Origin of the sequence: Geobacillus sp. (assembly GCF_017515625.1) — a bacterium.
Classification (GTDB): Bacteria; Bacillota; Bacilli; order Bacillales; family Anoxybacillaceae; genus Geobacillus; species Geobacillus stearothermophilus.
The window spans coordinates 1-23,328 of sequence record NZ_JAFWFM010000055.1 but is presented as its reverse complement, the minus strand read 5'-3'; the positions used below and the strand labels follow the sequence as shown (position 1 = coordinate 23,328).

At 52.2% G+C, this 23,328-nt stretch carries 17 protein-coding genes, 1 tRNA gene, 1 rRNA gene and 4 pseudogenes; 19 read left to right on the top strand and 4 right to left on the bottom strand.

Annotated features, from left to right (window positions below):
* Nucleotides 1–189 precede the first annotated feature (189 nt).
* Together IKE44_RS03460 and IKE44_RS03455 are read left to right on the top strand one after the other, a co-directional pair.
* Entirely contained in the window at nt 190–2,385 is a 2,196-nt protein-coding gene (locus IKE44_RS03460) for a YecA family protein (RefSeq protein WP_049626463.1), read from the top strand.
* Nucleotides 2,386–2,889: 504 nt separating this feature from the next.
* On the top strand, nt 2,890–4,224 hold the full coding sequence (locus tag IKE44_RS03455; RefSeq protein ID WP_049626462.1) for an SEC-C domain-containing protein: 1,335 nt from the start codon (nt 2,890–2,892) through the stop codon (nt 4,222–4,224).
* A gap of 86 nt (nt 4,225–4,310) precedes the next feature.
* Here the strand turns inward: IKE44_RS03455 and IKE44_RS03450 are convergent, their stop codons facing one another.
* Entirely contained in the window at nt 4,311–5,027 is a 717-nt protein-coding gene (locus tag IKE44_RS03450; RefSeq protein ID WP_287465012.1) for a plasmid pRiA4b ORF-3 family protein, read from the bottom strand.
* Between the two features lie 125 nt (nt 5,028–5,152).
* Here IKE44_RS03450 and IKE44_RS03445 point away from each other — a divergent pair, with 125 nt between their 5' ends.
* From IKE44_RS03445 to IKE44_RS03425, 5 genes are all read left to right on the top strand, one after another.
* A complete protein-coding gene (locus tag IKE44_RS03445) occupies nt 5,153–7,273 on the top strand; it encodes a YecA family protein (protein WP_287465010.1) in 2,121 nt (706 codons plus the stop codon).
* A 337-nt stretch (nt 7,274–7,610) separates the two neighbouring features.
* Complete coding sequence (locus IKE44_RS03440; protein WP_033013728.1) at nt 7,611–8,957, top strand: N-acetylmuramoyl-L-alanine amidase family protein; 1,347 nt, start codon at nt 7,611–7,613, stop codon at nt 8,955–8,957.
* 321 nt (nt 8,958–9,278) lie between these two features.
* Nucleotides 9,279–10,589 (top strand): branched-chain amino acid transport system II carrier protein, encoded by a 1,311-nt coding sequence (gene brnQ / locus IKE44_RS03435; protein WP_049624258.1) that lies wholly within the window; start codon nt 9,279–9,281, stop codon nt 10,587–10,589.
* A 238-nt stretch (nt 10,590–10,827) separates the two neighbouring features.
* The gene (locus IKE44_RS03430) at nt 10,828–12,168 is read left to right on the top strand and encodes a UDP-glucose dehydrogenase family protein (RefSeq protein WP_287465008.1); all 1,341 of its coding nucleotides are present in this window, start codon (nt 10,828–10,830) and stop codon (nt 12,166–12,168) included.
* A gap of 125 nt (nt 12,169–12,293) precedes the next feature.
* On the top strand, nt 12,294–13,478 hold the full coding sequence (locus IKE44_RS03425) for a M20 family metallopeptidase (protein WP_287465013.1): 1,185 nt from the start codon (nt 12,294–12,296) through the stop codon (nt 13,476–13,478).
* A gap of 183 nt (nt 13,479–13,661) precedes the next feature.
* On the opposite strand, the gene IKE44_RS03420 is transcribed toward IKE44_RS03425, so the two are convergent.
* Nucleotides 13,662–13,892 (bottom strand): hypothetical protein, encoded by a 231-nt coding sequence (locus IKE44_RS03420; protein WP_055358995.1) that lies wholly within the window; start codon nt 13,890–13,892, stop codon nt 13,662–13,664.
* Nucleotides 13,893–14,451: 559 nt separating this feature from the next.
* Between IKE44_RS03420 and IKE44_RS03415 the strand changes: the two genes are divergently transcribed.
* The 5 genes and pseudogenes from IKE44_RS03415 (at nt 14,452) to IKE44_RS03395 (ending at nt 17,738) form a co-directional block, all read left to right on the top strand.
* A complete protein-coding gene (locus IKE44_RS03415; protein WP_049625161.1) occupies nt 14,452–14,904 on the top strand; it encodes a VanZ family protein in 453 nt (150 codons plus the stop codon).
* 87 nt (nt 14,905–14,991) lie between these two features.
* Nucleotides 14,992–15,108, top strand: coding sequence for a DUF3789 domain-containing protein (locus tag IKE44_RS03410; RefSeq protein ID WP_011232702.1), 117 nt, complete (start codon nt 14,992–14,994; stop codon nt 15,106–15,108).
* 449 nt (nt 15,109–15,557) lie between these two features.
* A pseudogene (gene rbsK / locus IKE44_RS03405) lies at nt 15,558–16,450 on the top strand (ribokinase).
* Nucleotides 16,447–16,752: pseudogene (locus IKE44_RS03400) on the top strand (substrate-binding domain-containing protein); the annotation flags it as partial. The pseudogenes rbsK and IKE44_RS03400, both read left to right, overlap by 4 nt.
* A 401-nt stretch (nt 16,753–17,153) precedes the next feature.
* Nucleotides 17,154–17,738 (top strand): ECF transporter S component, encoded by a 585-nt coding sequence (locus IKE44_RS03395; protein ID WP_287465006.1) that lies wholly within the window; start codon nt 17,154–17,156, stop codon nt 17,736–17,738.
* 42 nt (nt 17,739–17,780) lie between these two features.
* Here IKE44_RS03395 and IKE44_RS03390 read toward each other — a convergent pair whose 3' ends face one another.
* Nucleotides 17,781–18,395: a sulfite oxidase-like oxidoreductase gene (locus tag IKE44_RS03390; RefSeq protein ID WP_033014096.1), complete on the bottom strand. Its 615-nt coding sequence runs from the start codon at nt 18,393–18,395 to the stop codon at nt 17,781–17,783.
* Nucleotides 18,396–18,705: 310 nt separating this feature from the next.
* Here IKE44_RS03390 and IKE44_RS13715 point away from each other — a divergent pair.
* From IKE44_RS13715 to IKE44_RS03365, 4 genes and pseudogenes are all read left to right on the top strand, one after another.
* Nucleotides 18,706–19,133 (top strand): annotated as a pseudogene (locus IKE44_RS13715) (5-oxoproline transporter, DUF969 family subunit); the annotation flags it as partial.
* Nucleotides 19,134–19,205: 72 nt separating this feature from the next.
* Nucleotides 19,206–19,853 (top strand): pyroglutamyl-peptidase I, encoded by a 648-nt coding sequence (gene pcp / locus IKE44_RS03375; protein WP_033014097.1) that lies wholly within the window; start codon nt 19,206–19,208, stop codon nt 19,851–19,853.
* Between the two features lie 52 nt (nt 19,854–19,905).
* A pseudogene (locus tag IKE44_RS03370) lies at nt 19,906–20,136 on the top strand (hypothetical protein); the annotation flags it as partial.
* 235 nt (nt 20,137–20,371) lie between these two features.
* Entirely contained in the window at nt 20,372–22,042 is a 1,671-nt protein-coding gene (locus tag IKE44_RS03365; protein ID WP_049626071.1) for a DUF6044 family protein, read from the top strand.
* A 52-nt stretch (nt 22,043–22,094) separates the two neighbouring features.
* Here IKE44_RS03365 and IKE44_RS03360 read toward each other — a convergent pair whose 3' ends face one another.
* Nucleotides 22,095–22,280: a hypothetical protein gene (locus tag IKE44_RS03360; RefSeq protein ID WP_033014099.1), complete on the bottom strand. Its 186-nt coding sequence runs from the start codon at nt 22,278–22,280 to the stop codon at nt 22,095–22,097.
* A gap of 364 nt (nt 22,281–22,644) precedes the next feature.
* Between IKE44_RS03360 and IKE44_RS03355 the strand changes: the two genes are divergently transcribed.
* From IKE44_RS03355 to IKE44_RS03345, 3 genes are all read left to right on the top strand, one after another.
* Nucleotides 22,645–22,734, top strand: coding sequence for a putative holin-like toxin (locus tag IKE44_RS03355; RefSeq protein ID WP_021322622.1), 90 nt, complete (start codon nt 22,645–22,647; stop codon nt 22,732–22,734).
* A gap of 342 nt (nt 22,735–23,076) precedes the next feature.
* Nucleotides 23,077–23,193: ribosomal RNA gene (gene rrf, locus IKE44_RS03350) — 5S ribosomal RNA — on the top strand.
* Nucleotides 23,194–23,202: 9 nt separating this feature from the next.
* Nucleotides 23,203–23,277, top strand: a tRNA-Val gene (locus tag IKE44_RS03345).
* Nucleotides 23,278–23,328 lie beyond the last annotated feature (51 nt).

The window sequence follows — 23,328 nt, the reverse complement described above, 5'->3', positions numbered from 1 at the left end:
TGGATACTCATGTTGCCTGTGGCTCCCAACGGGACGGGTGCCAGGTGTTGCCTGCAGATAGGCTGCCAACCAGCCTATCATGCATCCACCTCCGAAGGGGAAACAGGAAACCCCCACTTCGATAAGTGGGGGAGGTTCATTATCTTGGTCGCCGTTTTGGAAAGGAATGATTAGAAGGGAGGATTTTGCATGGCAATCGGCCGAAATGACCCGTGCCCGTGCGGAAGCGGGAAAAAGTATAAGAAGTGCTGCATGAACAAACAGCAGGAGCGTGAAATCAAGCGGGTGCGGCAGCGCCGCTTTTTTGACCAAAAATATGAGCTGTCGCAAATGGTGCAGCGGTTTTTGGATGAATCGCTGTCTTATGATGAACGCGAAGCGGTCAACCGTACATTTCGCCGAATGATCGAACAAAAGGATCATCGTGAAGAGTTGAAGGTGTTTGAGACGCTTTGGCGTTTTTTCCTCCATCGTTATCCGAATGGATTGCGCGGCGTTGAATGGTTTCAACAGGAAAAAGGGCGTCGTCTGTCTCCGGAGCTCAAGGAAATGTTGGACCGCTGGGTTCGACTTGTGCCGCGCCTTGTGCAATTTGTCGATTTGGATGATGAAGGAGGAGTGGCGGTCGACCGGTTGACGGGCGAGAAACTTCTCATGCCGTATTGCGAGACATTGGAGGTTGTGCGCCCTTGGGGCGGCATGTTTGCCTTTTTGGAGCCCTTTGACGGCGGCTATTACGTTTGCGGTGTATCATCGATTGTGGATCCGAAGGGCGTGGAACGGGCGGAAGAGAACATTCGCGTCTTGTTGACGCAAACCGATTGGCCGTATGAAAAGGTAGCCGTTGAACATTTTCTCGATATCGTTGATGCAGGCTATCCTCCGAGGGCGGACGATATGCAAGAGGAGCGCACGCGATGGACGTATGAATACGAATGTCAGGAAGCCGCTGAGGCGATGAGGAAGCTTGCTTCGATCGGACGCGCTCACATTGATCATGACGATGGGGAGAAAGTGGAAGGTTCATGGTGCACCAATGTGTACCATTATGTCGGAGTGATTTCCCCCAAGCCGATTCATGTGTTTGAATTAGGCGGGTCATTATCCGCTCATCGGTCGCGTCTCGTGTTGTCTACCGAGGAGGAAGGGACGGCCGAACAGCTCGTGTCGCTGCTGCAGGCGTTTGGGTATTCCCCAAAAGAACGAAAACGGGGGACAGAAGCCGTTTTGCGCCGAAAATGGATCGAAAACGTTTCGCTTCATATTGATTCAGACCCAGACTCTCCCCCTTGGGTGGCAACGATGGCCGGATTGGATGTTCAAATGGAAAAAGCCCTTCACACCCCGCTTGAGAAATGGAATGGAAAAACCCCTCACGAAATGGCGCGCGAGGGGCGTGTGCAGGAAGTGGATGTGTGGCTGAAAGAGTATGAATTCCATTTGTTTAACATGCAAGAACGAGCCAATTTGCCGGTGCTCATCGGAGTGAATCCCATTCGCTCCCGTTATGGATTGCCCCCATCTCCGTTTAGCTCATCACATCGTCTTTCGGACTTATGGAAAATGAAATGGATGGGGCCGGAAAGAACCGAGACATTGTTGATTCGCGCGGAATGGGAAGGGATGTATTTTACCGATGACGCATTGGCGTTTTATAACGAAGTCATCGTGAGCGGAGAAAAAGAGGCCAAAGAGGCGTGTTGGGCCGTGATTTTGCTCGTGTGTGAATATATGACCGGGCGGACGTTTTCATCGTGGGAGGACGTAGGAGAAGAAGAATGGAAACAATGCATCGTCGAGCAAATCCCGTCAAGATGGAGTTCGTTTTCATGGGAAGTGGTGAGCCGAGCGCTCGATATGTTGCTTGAGTGGGCCGATTGGCTGGACCGCCGTTATGGAACGAATCATCGAACTGTTGTTTGTGCCGTGCTGGAAGAGGTCAGAAGCGAATTGGAACATTGCTTTGCTTTGCTGGATGAATGGAGGGGCGAGAACGGAAAGGCGGATGAGGAACTGATGGCTTGGCAGCTTGCTCGTTTGTTTGGTTTGCCTATTCCCCTTTCCGTCGGTTTCTCGTTTTTCCGCGTCAAGCGTGTGGAACAGGGGAAGGCGGTGCTGGATTGGCTTGCCCATAACCGAACGGTGACATGGGACATTCCGAAGCGGGCAGAGCCGCATCTGTTGCCGGGCATGTATATCGTCGCCGCGACCGATCGCAACGGCAAGCTGGACGATCTTGCCCGCGTATATCCGCCGTCTTTCTCACCGTACGTAGAGCCGTGGCTTCAGGCGCTGCAAGAGTGGCCAGACAAGGTGGAGAAAGAACGGGCTGTGTTTCAAGAACGCCTGCTTGCCTCGTTGTCCCGTTTGCTTCGCCGGCCGTAGGCGTCCCGATGAATGACGGGGCGCTTGTTTCTCTCGGCTCGGCCTCTATGATTCTCCATTATGCAGGCAAGCCCAATGGTAAGAGTCATTCATATTCTATTCTTAGGATTTTGGGCCATCACCATAACGTGTGCTTGAGAAGCAGGGTTTTTCTCGTTTTACCGAGAAACGGATGAGGACGCGAATGATCCAAGAATCCTACACCTTTAGGAGTGCGGAGTGTCAACCGGCATGAAAATCATGGATTGGCTGATTTCTCCTTGGAGAAGGAAATATGGCATGTTTTGAAAAAGCCAAGGGCACCTTTTGATAAAAAATGGAATGCGAATCGATGTTCTCGACATGAGCGGCGGAAGTCCCAAAGTGCTTGCGATATGTGTTGCTGAAAGCAGTTCCATCACACGTTGATCGTGAATGTCTCCCCAAAGTGTTTAGCTGGCCCGAGCGTTAGCGTAGAGGGGGAGAACGTTCAATGACTATGATACAAAGAAAGTAGGTAGCTATATGGTGAAGGCATCGCGAAACAATCTTTGTCCATGCGGCAGTGGGAAAACGTACAAGCATTGTTGTGGGAAGAAAGAAGCAGTATCGATAGAATCTCTAATTGACCGTGAAGTGGCCAAATGTATGCAAGATGTGTTTTCGTTTGCGTTAGAGCGATATGAGGAAGAGCTTGCTTTCATGATGTCTGGTTCTCCATTTCAAGGGCTTCCTAACGAGCTGGAGACCAGCGCCAATTTATTGCTGACGAACTGGGCGATTTTTCACAGACACGTTGATGACAAAGGGATGACAATTTTTTCAGCCTATATGAGAAGCCGGCGCCGCACGCGGTGGCGTCCAGCAGTGCAAACTCATTTGAAGCGATGGGACGAGGCGGTTCCGTCGTTTGACGAGATCATTCATATCGAGGATGAGCGGCGTTTCCTTGTACGCGATCTGTTGACCAGAAAAGAAAAGTACGTCCGTTTTTTGACGCCGGAGGAGCTTCCGTCTGCTAGGGAGGGGGACGTGCTAGTAGGATGCCTCGTTCCGCATGGGGACGAGTGGACGTACTTCATGAAGGTGCTGCCGATTCTAAAGAGCGGGAAGGATCGGCTTGCGCGGGCGCTTCAAGCGGAATGGAATCCGGATACGAAAACGTGTGAAGTGTTTTTGCGCGAGTCGTTTCCGGAATTGCTTGAAATAGCGGTCCATGAGCTGTTGTGGCAGCTGCTGAGCGAAAAGGACTGGGGGGATCGAGATCAAGATGATGTTTTTCGCGAATTAAAGAAAAAGGAAGAAACAACCTCCTCCATAGTGCTCAGCGAGGCTGCGTTCCTTTGGCGCGCATATTGCGTAATGGATGAACCGGTCATCAAGAATCCTGCTGTGTATGCGGCTGCACTTCGTTATTTGGCGAGTGAAATGGCTGGAAGAGAATTTGTCAATATGGAAAAGGTTGCGGAACACTACGGCGTTCCTGTAGAGGAAGTGGAAGCCGCTGTGATGGAATTGTTTTTATTTCGCACAGAGTTGCTCGATGATGGAGATGATGAGGGCGAGAATGATGATGAGTGGCTCTTTGACGATGAGGATGACGGTGATGAGATCTGGTTCGACGACGGTGGGATGGAGGATGGCGATGAGCTGGACCGTGCGATTGAGGAATGGCTTGACCAAGTTGAGGAGTTGTTTGATTGCGAGGGCTGGGACGTTGATCAAGTCCATCGCTTGATCGACAAAGCGATCCGAACATGGAAAAAGGACGGGTTGCTTGAAGGAGTCGATGCAGCTGAGTTGCGCAAGGAGCTCGAGGAGCTCGTCTGGGAGACGTTTGCTGAACGGGGATTTTTGTAAGGCGATGGACAAAGCAGGCAACAAAGGACAGATGGATGCGAAAGAAGGTGCCCTTGAGAGATGACGGATACCTTCTTTCGCATGCGTTACAATCGGATATAGGCCAGCCGCTCGTTCGCTTCCTCGACGTCAAAGGCATCAGGATCAAAATCTTCGCCTTTCATGTCGTACATCCAGTCTACCAGCTCGCGCAATTCGGGATCGGCAAGAGAGTCTTTTTGCACCGCCGCTTCCAGCAGCTCCAGGTAGCCATAGACGCCGCCGCAATCCTCGGGAGGGCACGCCCGTTTTCCTTTCAGGCAAGCGGCGCGTTCCAGCGGTTTGGGGAGTGTTTCAATCTTTTCAACAGTGACGGTATGGCGCCAGTAGTCGCCAAAATCGTAAATATATAGAAACTTTTGTTTTTCTTCCGTCAGCCATTGCTGTAATGGGATGCGGCGGGCGTCCATCAGTTCTTTTTCCAGCTGAAACGAATCCCAGCCGTCAGGGATGCCGATGAGAACGCTTCCGAAATCGAATTCGTATAAATGGGCTTGTTCCCAACCCATTGCTTCTTGGATGATGAGATGAAGATCGTGAAATGTCGCATGTCCGGGAACAAGGACGCGCCGCCAAATCGGCGGGCGGATGCCGTTTAAGGATATTTTTAACTGATAGGCGGTTTTGGAGCGACGCGGTTTCTTTGATGTCGTGCTTTTGCTTTTTGGTGTTTCCGTCCATCGACCGTGCGGATGGGAAGTTTTCGTTGAATTAAGCTTCGTCATCAATTCGTCGATCAAGTCGATGAGTCTTTTCTCTTCCATGAATATCGTCTCCTTTTTTAGGATTGTTTTTGTATACTTATAGTTTAACCTGTTTCTGAAAGAATCAAAATAATAATAATGGTGATAGAAATTAGAAAACGAAATTGATTCAAGGAGGGAGCCGTATGTCGGTCGGCCGAAACGACCCGTGTCCGTGCGGGAGCGGGAAAAAGTATAAAAAATGCTGCATGAACAAAGCGATGGAGGAAGAGGCGAAAAGGGCGCGGCAACATCGGTTTTTTGAACAGAAGTATGAGCTGTCGCAACAAGTGCACCGTTTCTTAGAGGAGGCGCTCTCCTACGCCGAACAACGGGCGATAAAGCACGCGTTCCGTCAGGCCGTTCGGGAAATGAAACACAGTGAGATGCTTGAGCCGCTTGAAACGCTTTGGTACTTGTTCGTTCACCGTTTCCCAAACGGGATGCGCGGCGTTGAATGGTTTCGGCGCGAGAAAGGGCGTCGTTTATCGTTGGAGCTGCGAAACATGCTTGACCGGTGGGTTCGGCTTGTTCCGCGTCTCGTTCAGTTTGTGGACCGCGGTGAAGACGGGGGGACAGCGGTCGACCGATTGACGGGGGAAACGTTGTTTCTGCCATTTAGCGAGACGATGCCGGATGTAGTGCCTTGGGGCGGTATGTTTGCGTTTCTCGAGCCGTTTGACGACGGTTATTATATTCAAGGCGCTGTTGCCATCGTCGGACCGAATGAGGTAGGGGAGGCCGAAGAAAAAATACGCACTCTTCTCCAAGAGACGAACATGCCGTACGAAAAGCTGGCATTTTCCCATTTTCTTGATATTGTCGGCGCATGTCTCGGCGCTTCTTCATTATCGGAGCGCGGGACGGAAGCAGTTGAACAATGGACGGTCATCTACGACATGTCCGATGCGCGCAACGCTCTCCGTCAGCTGGAACGAAATGGAATCGTGATTGTTGATGAGGAAACTGATGAAGCCGTCAAAGGTTCGTTGCGCGGTGTGATGTATGAATATCACGATGATCTTGCCTCCAGCCCGATTTATCTGAACGAACTAGCCGGCTTTGTAGAGGGGCAGGGGCGGACGATGACGCTCTTCACCTTTGATGCGGACGCCGAGAGGGTGCTGACGAAGACGCTTGAGGCAATGGGGCTGCCGGCGACGGTTGTATCGCGGTCAGCGAAGACACACCTTGTCCCTAAAGGAGTGAAGTTGCTGTCATACGACGTCCAGTTGCCGCCGAGTGAGCCGTCATATATGGCGCTCGTGGCCAACAGTGCGGTGATGCTAGAGCAGACGCTGCATGTGCCGCATGAAGAATGGGGGGGACGGTCCGTTCACGAATTGGCCATGAGCGGCGAGCAGGAAACAGTGGAGCAATGGCTGCGCGCATATGAGTACCATGCGTTCGAACTTCTCCGCCAAGAAGGCAGTCCGGTGATGGTCGATACGAACAGCATCCGTTCCCGCTACGGTTTGCCGCTCTCGCCATTTGTGACGCCTAAGATCAAGCGGACAACGTCTGTTCAAGTATTGCAACGGCTCGATGAGGGCGGATATTTTGCCATGCCGGCGGAATGGAAAATGCGCTTTTTCGGCGCCGACCTCGTCCGTTTTTACCAAGAAAAAACGGAAGGAAAATCAGAGGCGACGAAAGCGAAATACCGCCTCAGTGTGACGGCGGTCGGCCATTACTTGCAGACGACGCCGCTGTCATCGTGGGATGCGCTAGAAGCACGCCATTGGCAGCAATGTTTGGCATTTCACTACGTCATGTTTTCTCCTGACATAAGCATCAATCGAGCGAAACAAGTATTAAGCGGCGTTCAGGCGTTCACGAAATGGCTGGACGGCCGCTATCGGACAAGCCATGCCCGGGTCGTGCGCCAACTCGTGACGGAATTGCAGGAGTCGTTGTTAAAAGCGGTCCGCCTTCTTCGATTGTATCATCGCCCTGATTTGCCAATGGGGATGGCTGACATTATTTGTAAAGAAATGGTAGAAAGGAAAGAGGAGTATCGAACCGGGATGTTTCAGGTGGTGAGCGTCGGACGGGAAAAGGCCGTGATCCGCTGGTTGGAGACGGGCGAACAGTTCCACTGGCGCTTGCCGCTATCGGTGAAATCGTACGTCGAGCCCGGCATGTGCTTGGAAGCCGCGTTCACCAACAACGGCGCATTGGCGGCCGTCCAACGTGTCTACCCGCCGCAGGCCGCTCCTTACATGGAGGCGTTTGTTCGGTTTGACCGGCCATCCGCCAAGGTGTAAAGGGGAAGGGGATGTCTCGACACGAGGCATCCTCTTTTTCTATGATGGGCGCTTGTGAGGAAATGGGGCAGCCGTGCGATTGCGCCAATTTGAGGCATCGAAGGGCGCTTGTGCAGACGGGATTTGCGCCATTGTTGCGTTCTCGGCAGCATTCGCGTCTTGTTTGTTGGCGGCTGTCGCGCTGGAGGACATTGTGCGGAAACAGGGCATTCATTGTCGGTTCATGGACGTTGGCGGCGCCTGTTCTGTCGAGCGGTTTTCCTGGCCGACAGACAGGAAATGGCCTATTGTGCGCGAACCATATAGTAGAATGAGAGGGAACTAGGAGGGAGCGCGCATGAGGCGGGGGGGATGGCTCGCCGCATCGTTTTGTTTGCTTTGGTTGCTGGCGGTCCTTTGGCCGTCGGGAGTGAAAGGAGAAAAAGAAACGGAAGAAACGAAGCGTCTGGCGGTGGTGACGGCGGATCGCGTGAATGTCCGCCAAGGGCCGGGGGTGCCGTACCACCCGGTGGCAAGCGTCCACCGCGGTGACGTGTACCGGTTGGTGGATGTGAAAGACGGTTGGTTGAAAATTGAATGGGAGAAAAATCGGACCGGGTGGCTCGCGGCGCGGTACGTCGCGTTGGCAAAAGAGACAGCCGTCGTGCAAGAAGACCGGCTCCGCCTTCGCCAAGAGCCGAGCCGAGACGGGCGAATTATCGGACATTTGGCGCAAGGGGAAACGGTGTTGGTGATTGGGGAAGAAGGCGGCTGGAAACAGGTCGTGACGGAAGACGCCATCGGTTGGGCCGCTGCATCGTATTTGGCGCCAGCCGAGGCCCGCTCGATTTCACAACAGACTGGAACGGTGGCCGCCGATTCACTCAACGTGCGAGCTGAACCGTCGCTTCACGCCCCGCGGATCGGCCGTCTTGTTCGTGGCGAAGAAGTTGACATTGTGGAAAAGAAGCCGGGATGGTACAAAATTGCCTCCTCAACAGGGCTTGGTGGCTGGGTTTCGTCCGCGTATGTGCAGGTAAAGGGTGGACAAGCCAATGAAAAGGAAGCGGAAGTGCCCCAGTCGGCTGGCCGCTCGCTGCCTTCCATCATCGCGCCTAGCGACTCGCGCCTTTATGCAGACAGCTGGACGAGCGGTCCTGTTCAGGCGCTGGCCGGAAAAACGATCGTCCTTGACCCTGGCCACGGAGGCAAAGACGGCGGTGCGAAAAGTGTCGCTGGCGTTAAGGAAAAGGAGTTGACGTTGGGAACGGCGAGGCTTCTAAAAAACAAGCTGCAATCTTACGGCGCTCGCGTCGTGCTGACGCGCTCCAGCGATGAGTATGTGCCGCTGTCGGCGCGTGTTGCCGCCGCCCGCCTGTATCAGGCGGACGCGTTTATTAGCTTGCATTACGACAGCGCCGCTGATCCAGATGCGTCCGGCATCACCATTTACTATTACGATCGGTTTGCGGATTACGAATTGGCGCAATCGTTCCAAGGGCTGTTCAGGCAACTTTCCGCATTGCCGTTTCGCGGCATCGCCTTTGGCGACTATTACGTGTTGCGAGAAAACGAGAAGCCGTCCGTGTTGCTTGAGCTCGGCTATTTAAGCAATCGGTCGGACGCTGCGGTTGTGGCGACAAACGGTTATCAAGAAGCGGTGACGACGGCCATCGTGAACGCCATGCGCCATTATTTTCAATAGTACGCCCCTTTTCTAAAAAGTGGATAACGGATCTACTGCGGCATGACAAAAAGCGCCCCGGATTTTCGGGGCGCTTTTTGTCGCCTCGCCTTGTTTGGATCACCGCTGGCTGACCATAGAGGGCCATTAGCTTTTCAAGGCGTTTGCCTGAGGGCTGCAAGGGCGAAAGGGTGGAAGTTGGTTGACGCAATAGTTAAAAAAGTTTAATATTTATAAAGGATTAGGATAATAATAATCGACTGTTATCCTAATTAACACTATTGTTTTATTATATACCAGAATATTAAATTCTTTTTCGAAATAATAGAAATGGGGGATAAAATGAAAACGAGAGATGTGCTGTTTACTGGATTGATGCTCTTTTCCCTCTTTTTCGGCGCGGGCAACTTGATTTTTCCTCCGTATTTAGGGATGGAAGCGGGAACGGCCGTATGGCCGGCGGTTCTTGGATTTATCGTCACCGGTGTTGGGCTGCCGCTGTTGTCGGTCGCGGCGGTGGCGTTCACCAAAGACGGCATCCGTTCGCTCGGCAACGCTGTTCATCCGCTGTTCAGCCTTTGTTTTTCACTCGCTGTGTATTTGGCGATCGGCCCGTTTTTCGGCATTCCGCGCGCGGCTAGCGTCGCCTATGAAATTGGAGCGAAGCCGTTTTTCCCTGAGAGCGGATCTTTGGTGATGTGGCTGTTTACGGGTCTCTTTTTCGCCCTTGTGTACTGGCTCAGCTTAAACCCCTCGAAGCTTGTGGATCGAATCGGCCAGCTGTTGACGCCGATGTTGCTGCTTTCCATTGCTGTGCTTTGCCTTACCGGTTTAATCCGGCTTGACGACCCACAGGCGATGCCGGCTGAGAAGTATGCCTCGGCGCCGTTTGTGAAAGGGATGCTGGAAGGGTATTTAACGATGGATACGATCGCGGCCCTTGCCTTTGGCATCGTCGTCATTCATGCGCTCCGTGACCGCGGGGTGGACCGGCCGGCGTTGCAGGCAAAAGCCACGGTGCAAGCCGGATTGATCGCTGGATTGGGACTCGCGCTCGTTTATGGCGGTATTGCCACCATTGGTGCTAGAATGGCTGGTGTCGGCTCATTTGCCAACGGAGCCGAGCTATTGTCATACGTGTCATCGCTGCTGTTTGGCAGCGGAGGGAAGTTGCTGTTGGGCGTGATCGTGGCGCTTGCCTGCTTAACAACGGCGGTTGGTCTAGTCGCTGCTTGTGCGCAATACTTTCAAGAGCTCACCCCGACTGTTTCGTACCGAACGTATGTCATTGTATTAACCTTATTTAGCTTTTTGATGTCAAACCTCGGCTTAAATGCGTTGATCGCTGTTTCCGTTCCAGTGTTGACGATGCTGTATCCATTGGCGATCGTGCTCGTCGCCCTGTCGTTTTTCCGCCGCTTTTACCATGGTTCGGCGAAAGTGTACGGGATGGCGTTGCTCTTTACCGGCATGTTCAGCCTGTATGACGGTTTGAAAACGATCGGGCTGGAGACGGCATGGTTAGAACCGCTCCTCTCATGGGCGCCGCTGTTTTCAGTCGGGCTCGGCTGGGTTGTCCCTGCGCTGATCGGCGCTGCGCTTGGCTTGATGATCGATCGGCCGTCCGCAACGAAACGGAAACATGCGGCGTAAAGGGCTGACTCAAAAGGTCATGTACGCCCGGTCGGGGGAATAATATGAATATAAAATCCGTCTGATGTATATATGGAAGAAGGGAGGATGCCTCGTTGCTTTTGGGGCATTCTCTTTTTTGTGTGGAAAATAGTTTTTTGTTCGAGCAACGGGGCGGAACCCGTGAAAACCGGCAGGCGATTCGATATAATGAGGACAAGCGACGATCGCCGCAATGGATGAAAAGGTGTGAGGAATCGTGAAGATAGCGATTGCGGGAACGGGATATGTTGGACTTGTGACCGCGGCTTGTCCGGCCGATAAAGGGCATGATGTGACATGCGTCGATGTGAACGAAGAGAAAATTCGCCTATTAAATGAAGGGATCGTCCCGATTTATGAGCCGGGGCTTGACTCGCTTATTCAGCGAAACGGCGTTCGCCTTCGCTTTACGACCAACGATGTGGAAGCGTATCAACGGGCGGAAGTGATCATGATCGCCGTCGGCACGCCGCCGCAGCCGGACGGGTCTGTGCGGCTTGATGATGTATGGGGCGCATTGCGACGCATCGCCAGGGCGGCCGAACGCGATTGCCTTGTCGTTATCAAGTCGACCGTGCCCGTCGGCACTGGCGATGAAGCCGCCCGTTTTTTGGCGGAAAACGGACGGCCGGAGGTGAAATTCGACGTCGTATCCAATCCGGAGTTTTTGTCGCAAGGAACGGCGGTGCGCGATACACTGCAGGCGCCGCGCATTGTATTGGGAGTGGATTCGGACCGGGCTGAACGGGTGATGAAGGAGCTGTACGCCTCGTTTGCCCTCCCGTACGTCGTGACGGACCGGAGAAGCGCTGAGATGATCAAGTATGCGGCCAATGTGTTTTTGGCGTTGAAAATTTCGTACATCAACGAGATCGCCAATGTATGCGAGTTGGTAGGCGCTGATATTCAGGCGGTGGCGGAAGGAATCGGCATGGATCCGCGCATCGGCCGCCGCTTTTTGCGCGCCGGCGTCGGGTATGGCGGCTCTTGCCTGCCGAAAGATGCAAATGCCCTCTATTCCTTGGCGGCTTCCCACGGCTATTCGCTCAAAACGGTATGGGCGGCGATCGACGTCAATGAGAAACAAAAATGGAAACTTCTTGACAAAGCGCGTCTGCACATTGGGGATTTCCGCAACCGGACGGTCGCCGTGCTTGGCGCCGCATTCAAGCCGGGCACCGATGATGTGCGCGAGTCTCCTGCCTTGGCGAACATCGAGCGGCTCATTGCCGAAGGAGCAGTCGTGCGCGTCTGGGACCCAGCCGCTCTCGAACATGTCGTCCGCCGTTTTGGCGATGCGGTTGTTTGTTGCGAGACGATCGAGGAAGCCATTCGCGGCGCGGATGTTTGTTTCATTTTCACCGAATGGCCGGCTGTGCTGCAATTTGACCTTCACCGTTACAAGACGCTGATGAAAACACCGCTTGTGGTGGATGGGCGGAATTGCTACGACCCGAAGGCGGCCGAAGCCGCCGGCTTAATCTACGAGTCGATTGGGCGGCCGGGGGTGGTCGGATGGCAAAGCGCGATAAAGGAAACGGTGGAGCATCACGAATGACGTTTGGGACAGCAGCTCACTCACTAAACGTGCAGCGGGCTGCCTTTCTTCATGAATATAGAGAAATGAAAATTCAAAAATTTCCGTTTATAATATTAGGAAAGCGGAAAAGAGGGGGAAACGTGATGACAAAGGAAGAAATCAAACGGCTCGTCGATGAAGTGAAAACGGACGTCATCGCCTGGCGCCGCCACTTGCACGCCCATCCCGAATTGTCGTTCCAGGAAGAGAAAACGGCGCAGTTTGTCTACGAGACGCTGCAATCGTTCGGCGGTCTCGAGATTACCCGTCCGACGAAAACGAGCGTCATGGCGCGCCTTATTGGCCAACAGCCAGGCCGGGTCGTCGCCATTCGCGCCGATATGGACGCGCTGCCGATTCAAGAGGAAAACACGTTTGAATTTGCCTCCAAAACCCCAGGCGTCATGCATGCGTGCGGGCATGACGGCCATACGGCGATGCTGTTGGGGACGGCGAAAATTTTTGCCCAGCTTCGCGATCACATTCATGGTGAGATTCGCTTTTTGTTCCAACACGCGGAAGAACTGTCCCCGGGTGGGGCGGAGGAGATGGTGCAAGCGGGTGTCATGGACGGGGTGGACGTCGTCATCGGCACTCACCTTTGGTCGCCGCTTGAGCGTGGAAAAATCGGCATTGTGTATGGACCGATGATGGCCGCACCCGACCGCTTTTTCATCCGCATCATCGGCAAAGGCGGCCATGGAGCGATGCCGCACCAAACGATCGATGCGATCGCCATCGGGGCGCAAGTCGTGACGAACTTGCAGCACATCGTCTCGCGCTATGTCGACCCGCTCGAGCCGCTTGTTCTGTCCGTGACGCAATTTGTGGCGGGTACGGCGCATAATGTCCTGCCAGGGGAGGTCGAAATCCAAGGGACAGTGCGCACGTTCGACGCCGAGCTGCGCCAGACGGTGCCGCAATGGATGGAGCGCATTGTCAAAGGAATCACCGAAGCGCACGGCGCCTCGTATGAGTTTCAATTTGACTACGGCTACCGCCCGGTCATTAACTACGATGAAGTGACCCGCGTCATCGAAGAAACGGCGCGCAAGCTGTTCGGTGAAGAGGCAGTGGCTCGCTTGAAACCGAACATGGGCGGCGAAGATTTTTCGGCGTTCTTGCAAAAAGCGCCGGGCAGCTTTTTCTACGTCGGCGCGGGCAATGTAGAAAAAGGCATCGTTTACCCGCATCACCATCCGCGCTTTACGATCGACGAAGACGCGCTTGAGATTGGCGTGCAAATGTTTGTCGCGGCGACGTTGAAACTGTTGGCGGAAGCAGAGTAGGATGCTTCCGCTTTTTTGTACATCATAAAGGCGGATCGATATGTATTGCATGCTCTTTCTTTGTCACCAATTCACATGGTTGAACTTGGTGCAGCTCGCGTGAGTGGAGAAGAAATGAAGGAGGGCATAGAGTTCTCTGCCTCCCTTACTTTTTCAACCCCGACTCGATCAAGAACGTCAAGGCTAGGCGATTTTTATAATTTTTGTAATCGACGCTGGGTCGGGGTCTTGGTTGTAAAGAGTATGGACAAAATCGCCATCAAGCGTAGCGAAGTAGCCATAATGGTGGTATGTTGCAATGGCATAATGCAAGGCATCATAGGCTTCAAGCTGAAGGAGTCGCATTTGAGCTAAGGCTAAATCTTGAATGTTGGCAAGCATCGATGTATATAGACGCTTGTCCAAAATGTTCATCTATGGCATCTTCATATGTCATCACAAACGACATAATCGGCTACCGTCCTTGTTTGTAGATGTCCACTAATTTTTTGCCAAAGGGAGAAGGTTTGGCTATTTTTTTCCGTAATTCGGCAAATGGAAGATCCTTATCTGGTTTGTTGGCCTGTTCCGTGCAAGACAGTGTCACCCTCATTTTCGTTTCCAAAGCGGAGGGCATATTGATCACCTCATTGATTCTCCTTTCTAAAAATTATAATGCTGACCGAAAAAAATGTACACATTTTCCTTTTACTACTATACCCATACCCTTGTTCATGAAAACATAAACTAGAGAGAGAATCTCCCTTAAAAGGGGAATGATCGAAAGAAAAGAGGGGAACGGAAAAGAAATCTTCTTTCCAGCCTGTGAGCGAACGATTTTCAAGCAATGGTAAAGCAGCTTTCAAAAAAGAAAATGGAAAAAGATCACCCTTCCTGTTATGATGATAAAGGGTTCAGCGAACAAGGTGTCTACTTTCGTTTGTTGTGTAGGTACCTTGTTTTGTTGGGAAAAAGGTTGTTGGCAGGTGAAACGATGAGAGCTTTCCTTTCCCGCTGGCTTCCCGTCATTCTCTGGTGCCTCGTCATTTACAGCTTCAGCGAGTCTTCCTCGTTCACTGGGGCGAATACGGCGCATGTGCTGCAGATGATTTTGTCGTACTTGCCGTTCGGCGGAGGGGATGAAGAGGGGTCGTCATTTTTGAATTTTTTGATTCGCAAAGCGGCGCATTTGACCGAGTTTGGCATTTTGGCCGCGCTTGTGTGGCGGGCGCTTGCGCCAAAACGGTTTGCGTATGCGGGCGCTTGGCTGTTTGCGACGGTGTATGCGGCAACCGACGAGTGGCACCAATCGTTTGAACCGGGGCGGACGGCGACGCCAAAAGATGTGGCGATTGATTCATGTGGGGCGCTCCTGGCGCTTTTGATTGTATGGGCTTGCCGCTGTTGGGCAAGGACCAAGCATCGGGCGGTCAAACGCGGCGTATAATAGAACAAAGCTCTCCCATCGTATAGATTTAGATGTAAACGGAAAGAATGGCCAATAACGAGTTTGCGAGAAAAGGGAGAGAGGGCCATGGTCGCGTTTATCGCGGGAATGTTTGTGGGTTCGTTTGTGATGCTCGTCATCATGAGCATGATGGCGGTGGCGAAACGGGCGGATGAAGCAAGCGAACGGTGGAGGGAAAAGTGAGAAGCTTGCAGAGGGGCGTTAGGCAATGATCGAACGCCTTAGGTGTTCTAAGACATGCTGGTTAATACAGATGCACGGTTTCATGCACGGCAGCAGCGGCAACTCCCTTGATAAAAAGGGGCTAATGGATGATGGCTGCTGTGGTTGTCGCTGATCATTTCGTTTGCGCCGTTGGTCGCGACAGTCGTTGTGCGGTATCAAAAGAAAAGTCCTCTACTAGGTGTAGGTGGGGGTGGGGCGATTCTGCTTATTTCTAGATCGTTGCACTTTTTGCGGTCGCTGTGCGTGTTGGTCAGGGCATTGGCAGTTGTCAATGTCCTGTTTTTTATCCTATGCTTTTATCTTATTAATTTATAACCGTGATCCGGGCAAATCACAATATGGCTTCGGGAAAACGTCGAGGCGCGGGAGTCTATCGCTTTTGTTTCGTACAAGGAGGGGGAAGAAAGATGGCTCGGCCATCGATTACGGTGATCGGCAGCCTCAACATGGACTTAGTCACTGTGGCGGCGCGGTTTCCAAACCAAGGAGAGACGATTTTAGGCGAACAGTTTCTCACCACTCCCGGCGGCAAAGGGGCGAACCAGGCGGTGGCCGCCGCTCGCCTCGGCGCCGATGTGCGGATGATTGGCGCGGTGGGGATGATGCGTTTGGTCAAGAGCTCATCCGTTCGTTGCAAAATGAAGACGTTTCCGTCGATTGTGTGAAATCGGTTACACATCAACGTACCGGCATTGCTGCGATTACGATTTCTGAGCGGGACAACCGCATTATTGTCGTCCCTGGGGCGAATCATGCGCTGACGCCGGAGGATCTGGATCCATATGAATCCGTGATCGCCGAAAGCGATGTGTGCTTACTGCAGCTGGAAATCCCGCTTCCTGTTGTGGAGTGGGCCGTTTCGATCGCGCATCGCCACGGCGTGCGCGTCATCGTGAACCCAGCTCCAGCCCAGCCGCTGCCGCTCGTGGTGCTCGAGCAGGCGAGTTTCTTGACGCCGAATGAACATGAACGGGGCATTTTGTTTGACAAGATGGATGAAGAATCGTTTGTCGATCAGCTCATTGTCACCGAAGGGGCCAAAGGGGTGCGCATTTGGCAAGATGGACAAGAACGGCTCATTCCAAGTTTCCACGTTCCCGTCGTGGATACGACGGGCGCGGGCGATACGTTTAACGGGGCGCTTGCCGTGGCGCTCGCGGAAGGGAAGGCGCTTCATGAAGCGTGCCGATTTGCCAATGCGGCTGCGGCTCTGTCCGTGACAAAACTCGGGGCGCAAGCTGGGATGCCGAGACGAGAGGAGGTGGAATCATTTTTGGCCGAACAGGAACGAAGTCAATGAGGCAAAAAGTCGATGTGCTGTTGGTCAACCCGACGGACTCGAGCGCTGTCACGTCTGCGATTGAATCCGCCAACAGCGCCAACATCCCGGTCATTACCGTCGACCGCAGCGCGGACGGCGGGAAAGTGGTCACCCATATCGCTTCTGACAATGTGGCTGGGGGAAAAATGGCGGCGCAATTTATCGTCGACCACTTGAAAAACGGCGGAAACATTGTGGAATTGGAGGGGATTCCGGGCTCCTCGGCCGCACGTGAACGGGGAGAAGGATTCCACCAAGTGATCGACAAAGCAGCCAATGTCAACTACCCCCACTTCGCGAACGCTTGAAGTGGGGGCTTGCAACTCCCCAGAAGTACAAGCGGACTTCGTCCTCCTTCCTTGACTTGGGGTTGCATCAGGGGGCAGGTTGACAACTACCCAACGACGCAGGTCATGCCTGCATCGTTACTGATTCTCTCGGTGTGTCTGTTGGCAGTACTTGGCTTCCACACACAACAGACGGACCTACGCTCGATGTTTTACGGTTACAACGTTTCCTGTAACCAACTCCATACATCGAGTAGCCGTGATTGGAGTGCCTTTATTGAACGGTTTTCTCCACGCCTTTATTATATCATACACAAAAGAAAGGGGGGAACGCGCATTCCTCTCCCACTTACTCCCTTTGGTCGTTGAAGTGGGAGTCTCCTGCGCGAAATAGGATGAAACGTATTTCCATCCGCGCCTTTGTCAGCATCGGAGTGTTGGGCGCCATGGCGCATGTGCTGATGATGCTCAACTTTCCGCTGCCGCCGTTTCCGAACTTTTTGCTTGTTGACTTCAGCGACATCCCGGCGCTCATCGCCGCCTTGTTGTACGGCCCGCTCGCCGGTGTGGCGGTCGAACTATTGAAAAACGTGCTGAACTACGTGTTCGTCGGCAGCGCGACCGGCGTTCCGGTCGGCCAGATTGCCAACTTCACTGCCGGGGTGGCGTTCCTTTTGCCGGTTTCCTATATTTATCGGAAAGCCGCATCGAAAAAAGGCTTGCTGCTGGGGCTGGCGGCGGGAACATTGACGATGGCGCTCGTCATGAGCGTGCTCAACTACTACGTCTTTTTGCCGGCGTATACGCTTTTCCTCGGCGCTCCGCAGATGAGCGCACCGGAAGCGAAGGCGTTGGTGGTATCGGCGATTTTGCCGTTTAACGCCGTCAAAGGAGCGATGGCGGCCATCATATTTCAGCTTCTCTTTTGGCGTCTTCGTGCTTGGCTTGACAAACAGGCGGCATCTCGCCAAGCCGCTTGAGAAACAAAAAGCGAGGGTTTTTCCCTCGCTTTTTTGCGTTTGTCAAAAGCGAATCCGCGGCACCCACTCGGCAAACCGTTCTTCTTTAAACGGATTGGCGGTCATCGAATAGCCGCGCTCCTCCCAATAGCCCGGCTCATCTTCTTTCATAAAGCGGATGCCGGACGCCCATTTCGCCCCTTTCCATAAATAAAATGTCGCCGGCGGGATGAACCGGAGCGGATAGCCGTGCTTCGGCGAGATGTCCTGCCAGTCGTGATGCTTGTCTTTCCATCGATAAACAAACAAGGCATCGTCGCCCATCAGCGCGTCAAGCGGCAAGTTTGCCGAATAGCCGAACCGGTCGCCGTTTAAGTAGCCGTAAATTTTCACATATTTCACGTCGGGATCGAGATCGACGAAGCGCAAAAACTCGCGGAAAGCGATGCCTTCAAACGTCGTATCAAATTTCGACCACGTCGTCACGCAGTGCATATCCACGGTCGAAATCGTCTTCGGCAGCCGCATCACTTCCTGATACGACAGCGTCACTTCCTCTTTCACATTGCCGAACAATCGGAAATTCCACGCCGCTTCATCGAATTCGTACACATCGCCTTCATGCAAAATCGGCCATTTTTCCGTTTCGAATTGGCCGGGAGGAAGTTGTTTGGTCATGGGGAGGCACTCCTTTTTCTGCTAAATTTCTCTTAATCATTCATGATACAAAATAGGGAAAGGGGATGCAATAAAAAGGGGCTCGGTTCAGTTGCTGCGGCGGCATTGTTGAGAGAGGACAAATTCCCCCAAATATTGATTGATTTTCGATTTTTCTTAATTATATAATAAAAATGATGAAATTGGAATAATTGTTCTGAAATACGGAACAACCGAAAGAAAGGGGGAAGAAAAAGCTAGTGAAGAAATTAAGGAAGCGAGATGAATGAACCACAATGTCAATACGATGTTTGGAGAGGAGAAGAGAAATATGGTGCTCATTGGCGTGTTGATCGTCATCATCGGCTTCATTGTTCGCATTAATCCGCTTCTTGTCGTGACAGCGGCTGGATTGGCGACAGGACTGCTCGCTCATCAATCGCTGTATGACATTAATGAACAGATTGGAACGGCGTTTACGACCAACCGGTATATGGCGGTGTTTATTGCTACATTACCCGTCATCGGCCTTTTGGAACGCTTTGGGCTGCGGGAACAGGCGGAGAGTGTCGTGGCGAAAATCAAGGCGGCGACAACAGGGAGAATCTTGATGGTCTATTTAACCGGGAAGCGGCAGCCGCGGCTGGGCTTACTTCCATCGGCGGCCATGCTCAAATGGTTCGTCCGCTCGTCGCTCCTATGGCAGAAGGAGCGGCGGATTTGCGTGCAAGTGCCGACAGCGTTGATTCTGTTGGCGTTCAACATCGCTGCAATGTATGTGATTACACTCATAATTTATAAATTTCATCATCAAAAAGGGATGGAGATGCGATGAAAAAAGTGCTCGTGACCGGATTTGATCCGTTTGGAGGAGAAACGGTGAATCCGTCGCTGGAGGCGGTCAAGCAAGCAGCCGGATGGAAAACGGATCGGTATATCGTTGAAGTTCGGGAGCTTCCAACCGTATTTGGCAAATCATTAGTCATCTTGCATGACGCAATCATGCAAGTGGACCCCGATGTGGTAATTTGCGTCGGACAGGCAGGAGGGAGAGCGGATATTTCTGTTGAAAGAGTGGCGGTGAACATCAATGATGCCCGCATTCCCGACAACGAAGGCCAGCAGCCGATTGACGAACCTGTTGTTCCAAGCGGGCCTGTCGGCTATTGGTCAACCTTGCCGGTCAAAGCGATTGTCGAGGCGTTGAGGCGTCACGGCATACCAGCCTCTGTCTCTTATACAGCGGGATCGTTCGTCTGCAACCATGTGTTTTATGGATTGATGCATTACATCACCCAATCGAAGAAGCCCATTCGCGGCGGATTTATCCATATTCCGTATTTGCCGGAACAAGCCGCCCGGCATCCCGGGCAGCCCAGCATGGCATTAGAAACGATCGTGGAAGGGCTGCGTCTTGCCATTGACGTAGCGGTCGAACGTGAAGAAGATATCCAAGCGGTTGGCGGGCACATTTGTTAAGGAGGTTTCCGTTTATGGCGATCATAGAGAAAATCAGTTCTTTTGCAGGAAAATGGAAGTCGGAATGCAAAACTCCGGATTGGGCGTGGCGATCGCCACAGCCAATTTCTCACCCTTGGCGGCTGTTCCAAGCGCCATTTTCAGCGTGTGGCACAACATATCTGGATCGATCCTCGCGGCGATTTTCAGCCGGATGAATGAGGAGGATCATCATAGGATCGGATTAAAGGAAAAATCAAGGGCGAAGAAGAAGAAAAGAAGATCGTCAACAGCGGCTTTGTAAGAGAGGGCCGCTGTTTTTTGTATATTTCTACTGTAATAGAAAAGTTCTTCATCACATTGTCTAGATATTTTAAGTAGGTGTACGTAGAGAAAGAGTGAAAAATGCGAATAAAGAGAGAGACTAAGAAGGATGCAGCCACCTTCATAAAATCACTACCCCCTTCGTCGATAGGAATAATTTTCTTCTCATTGCACATCGTATCCAATAGAAACTTGGAAATAGGAGCGTTATGCCGATGGTCGAACAACGAGAACGATGGTTTTTCCTTTTGGAGCTTGGCGTCATCGCCCTTTACGTGTCCCCGCTCTTTCTCCTTGGCGAAAACGCCCATATTCGCGTCCACGATAATTTGGATTCCAATATCGCTTGGTATAAGGTGCTCTCCGAAAGTGGAAAAATCACCGGGCCGCTTGACGCGAACATTCCGCAAATTGCTAACGGCCAGTTGTCAAGAAACGCCTTCGGCTCGGAGCTGACCGGCATCGTCTGGCTGCACGCGTTATTTCCGACGATGACTGCGTATGCGCTCAGCCAAACGATCACAAGGGTTGTGGCGTTTTTGGGTATGTATTTGCTGTTAAAGACGCATTTTTTAACTGATCCACGCTGGATGGCCGTCCGCATCGGCGTGGCGCTCGCATTTGCGCTGACACTGTTTTGGCCGTCGGGGATGTTAAGCACGATGGGCATGCCGCTTGCGCTTTGGGCGTTTTTGAGCATCCGAAAAGGCGAGGGGAAGTGGAAGCATTACGCCGCGCTTACGCTTCTCCCGTTTTATTCCAATTTTGTGCTCGGGTTCTTTTTCTTTCTTGCCGCCATGGGTGTTCTCTGGCTCGCTGATGTGCTGCGCGGTAAGGGGTGGAACATCCGCTTTTTGACTTCCATCGCTTACATGACGCTGTTGTATTTGCTTGTCGAGTACCGGCTTGTCTACTCGTTTTTATGGGAAGACGAGCCGACAAGCCGGGATGAGTACTTCCATGCCCGCCTGACGTTTTGGCATTGCGTCCGCTTGACGTGGAAAAACTTTCTCCTCGGGCACCATCATGTCATGACCGAGCATACGTTTTTTATTTTGCCAAGCTGGTTGGTGGCGTTGCATCTCGTTTTCGTGAAAAAACGGTGGAAGCAAGAACGGCTATTCCTTTTCCTATTCGGACTGAATTTCGTCCTGTCGGCGTGGTATGCCTTTTGGTTTTATAAAGGGTGGCTGCCGCTTACGGAGCGGTTCCATTTTTTAGACACGTTTAACTTTGCCCGCTTTCATTTTTTGCGCCCGATGATCATTTATGTGCAGTTTGCGCTGGCGTTGAAAATCATGTGGCAATATAGCGAAAACGGGAGAAGGTGGGCGAAGCGGCTGCTAGCGGCTCAAGTGATCTTCGTGTTTTTGATTAACGAAGAAATCGTCTTCCGCTACGAGCCGACGGTGAAGCAATTTTACGCGGAAAAACAGTTCCAAGAAATCAAAGAATACATCGGGCTTCCCGTAGCCGATTACCGCGTCGTCAGCATCGGCATTCACCCCGCCATCGCGCAATACAACGGGTTTTATACGCTCGATACGTACAACAACTTTTATCCGCTGTCATATAAATACGAGTTCCGCAAAATCATTGAACGTGAACTGGAAAAAAGCAAAACGATCCGCACATATTTTGACGAATGGGGCGGGCGATGCTATATTTTTACAGCGGAACTTGGGAAACGGTACATGTTCACAAAACATTCGAAAAAGCGGCTGAAGAACTTGCAGCTGAATACAGAACAGTTGAAAAAAATGGGCGGCCGCTATATTTTCTCGGCGGTTCCGATCGATAACGCGGCGGAAAATGGACTCGTGTTGGACCGTGTATTCACGTCCGATGAGTCGGCGTGGACGATTTACTTGTACAAGGTGAAATAAAAACAGCGGCTCCCTTTTGAAAGGGGGAACCGCTGTTTTCTTGATTTAGCGCTCATTCAACCGCGCAAGCTGCCGGTCGTGCCACCTCGAGAGCAGCCATAGGGCAATCAGTGTCCCAATCAATGTGCATACCATATCCCATTGCGTAGCTGGCTGGGTGAATGGCCGACCAAACGAATACAGCAGCAACGATCAGCAACAACAGACCATGAATGCGGGTTTGCCTTGCTTGTTCCACCTTTTTTCCTCCTTGGAACAGCGAGATTTGTCTATGGTCATTATTCGGAAAAACGCGGATTTTATACAAATGAATTTCATACGGAGAAGGGGCAGAACGGGTTTGTGTTGAAAAGAATATCGACAAGCGAAACAACAGTTTTTCGAATGTCTGATGAAAACGCCGGAGTTTCAGCGGTTATAGGAGCTGCTGTGGAAGCAGCGAGAAAAGAGGCGTTTCCTCCATGGATAGGGAAACATTCCTAATTTTCAACGAGGATGCGAATGTATATTCGCATTTGATTGATTTGATGGTATAATGAAACATGCACAGCCAAATGCAGGGTGGGCAGTGGCCACTCCCTGAACGAAAGGGGGTGGTGCTGATGATGTCGATTGCCGACGCGCTGACGCTCATGATTGCGTTCGCGTCACTCATCGTCGCGGTGATCGCCGTATCCAAAGACAAAAAGTAACCCACCCTGCTAGGCCGAGGCGAGGGTAGGTTACGATGCCCGAGGCTTGGGCCACTACGCTTCTTGCAGCGGCTGTGTATGGACAGGGCATTGGTGGCCGCCAATTCCCTGCTTTATTGTACGTTCCTTCTTCTTTATTATACGCGTATAAAGAAGGGGATGACAAGAACTTTAGAGAAAGGGACAGTGAAGATCGAAAAAAATGAAAAAGAGGGTTGACTCTTTCATTTTTTTATAGTAAATTTTACATTGTCGTTCCGATTCTGAAGGAACTGAAATATAAAGATACAAAAAAACTTGACAAAGTTTTGGATTGCTTTATAATAGAAATCGTCGCCATTGCCTAGTGGTGATAGCGGAGGGGAAACACCCGTTCCCATCCCGAACACGGAAGTTAAGCCCTCCAGCGCCGATGGTAGTTGGGGCCAGCGCCCCTGCAAGAGTAGGTCGCTGCTAGGCAAACAACATGGAGTATTAGCTCAGCGGGAGAGCACCACGTTGACAGCGTGGGGGTCACTGGTTCGATCCCAGTATACTCCACCATCATGGGGCGTTAGTTCAGGGGGAGAACGCTTCGCTGGCAGCGAAGAGGTC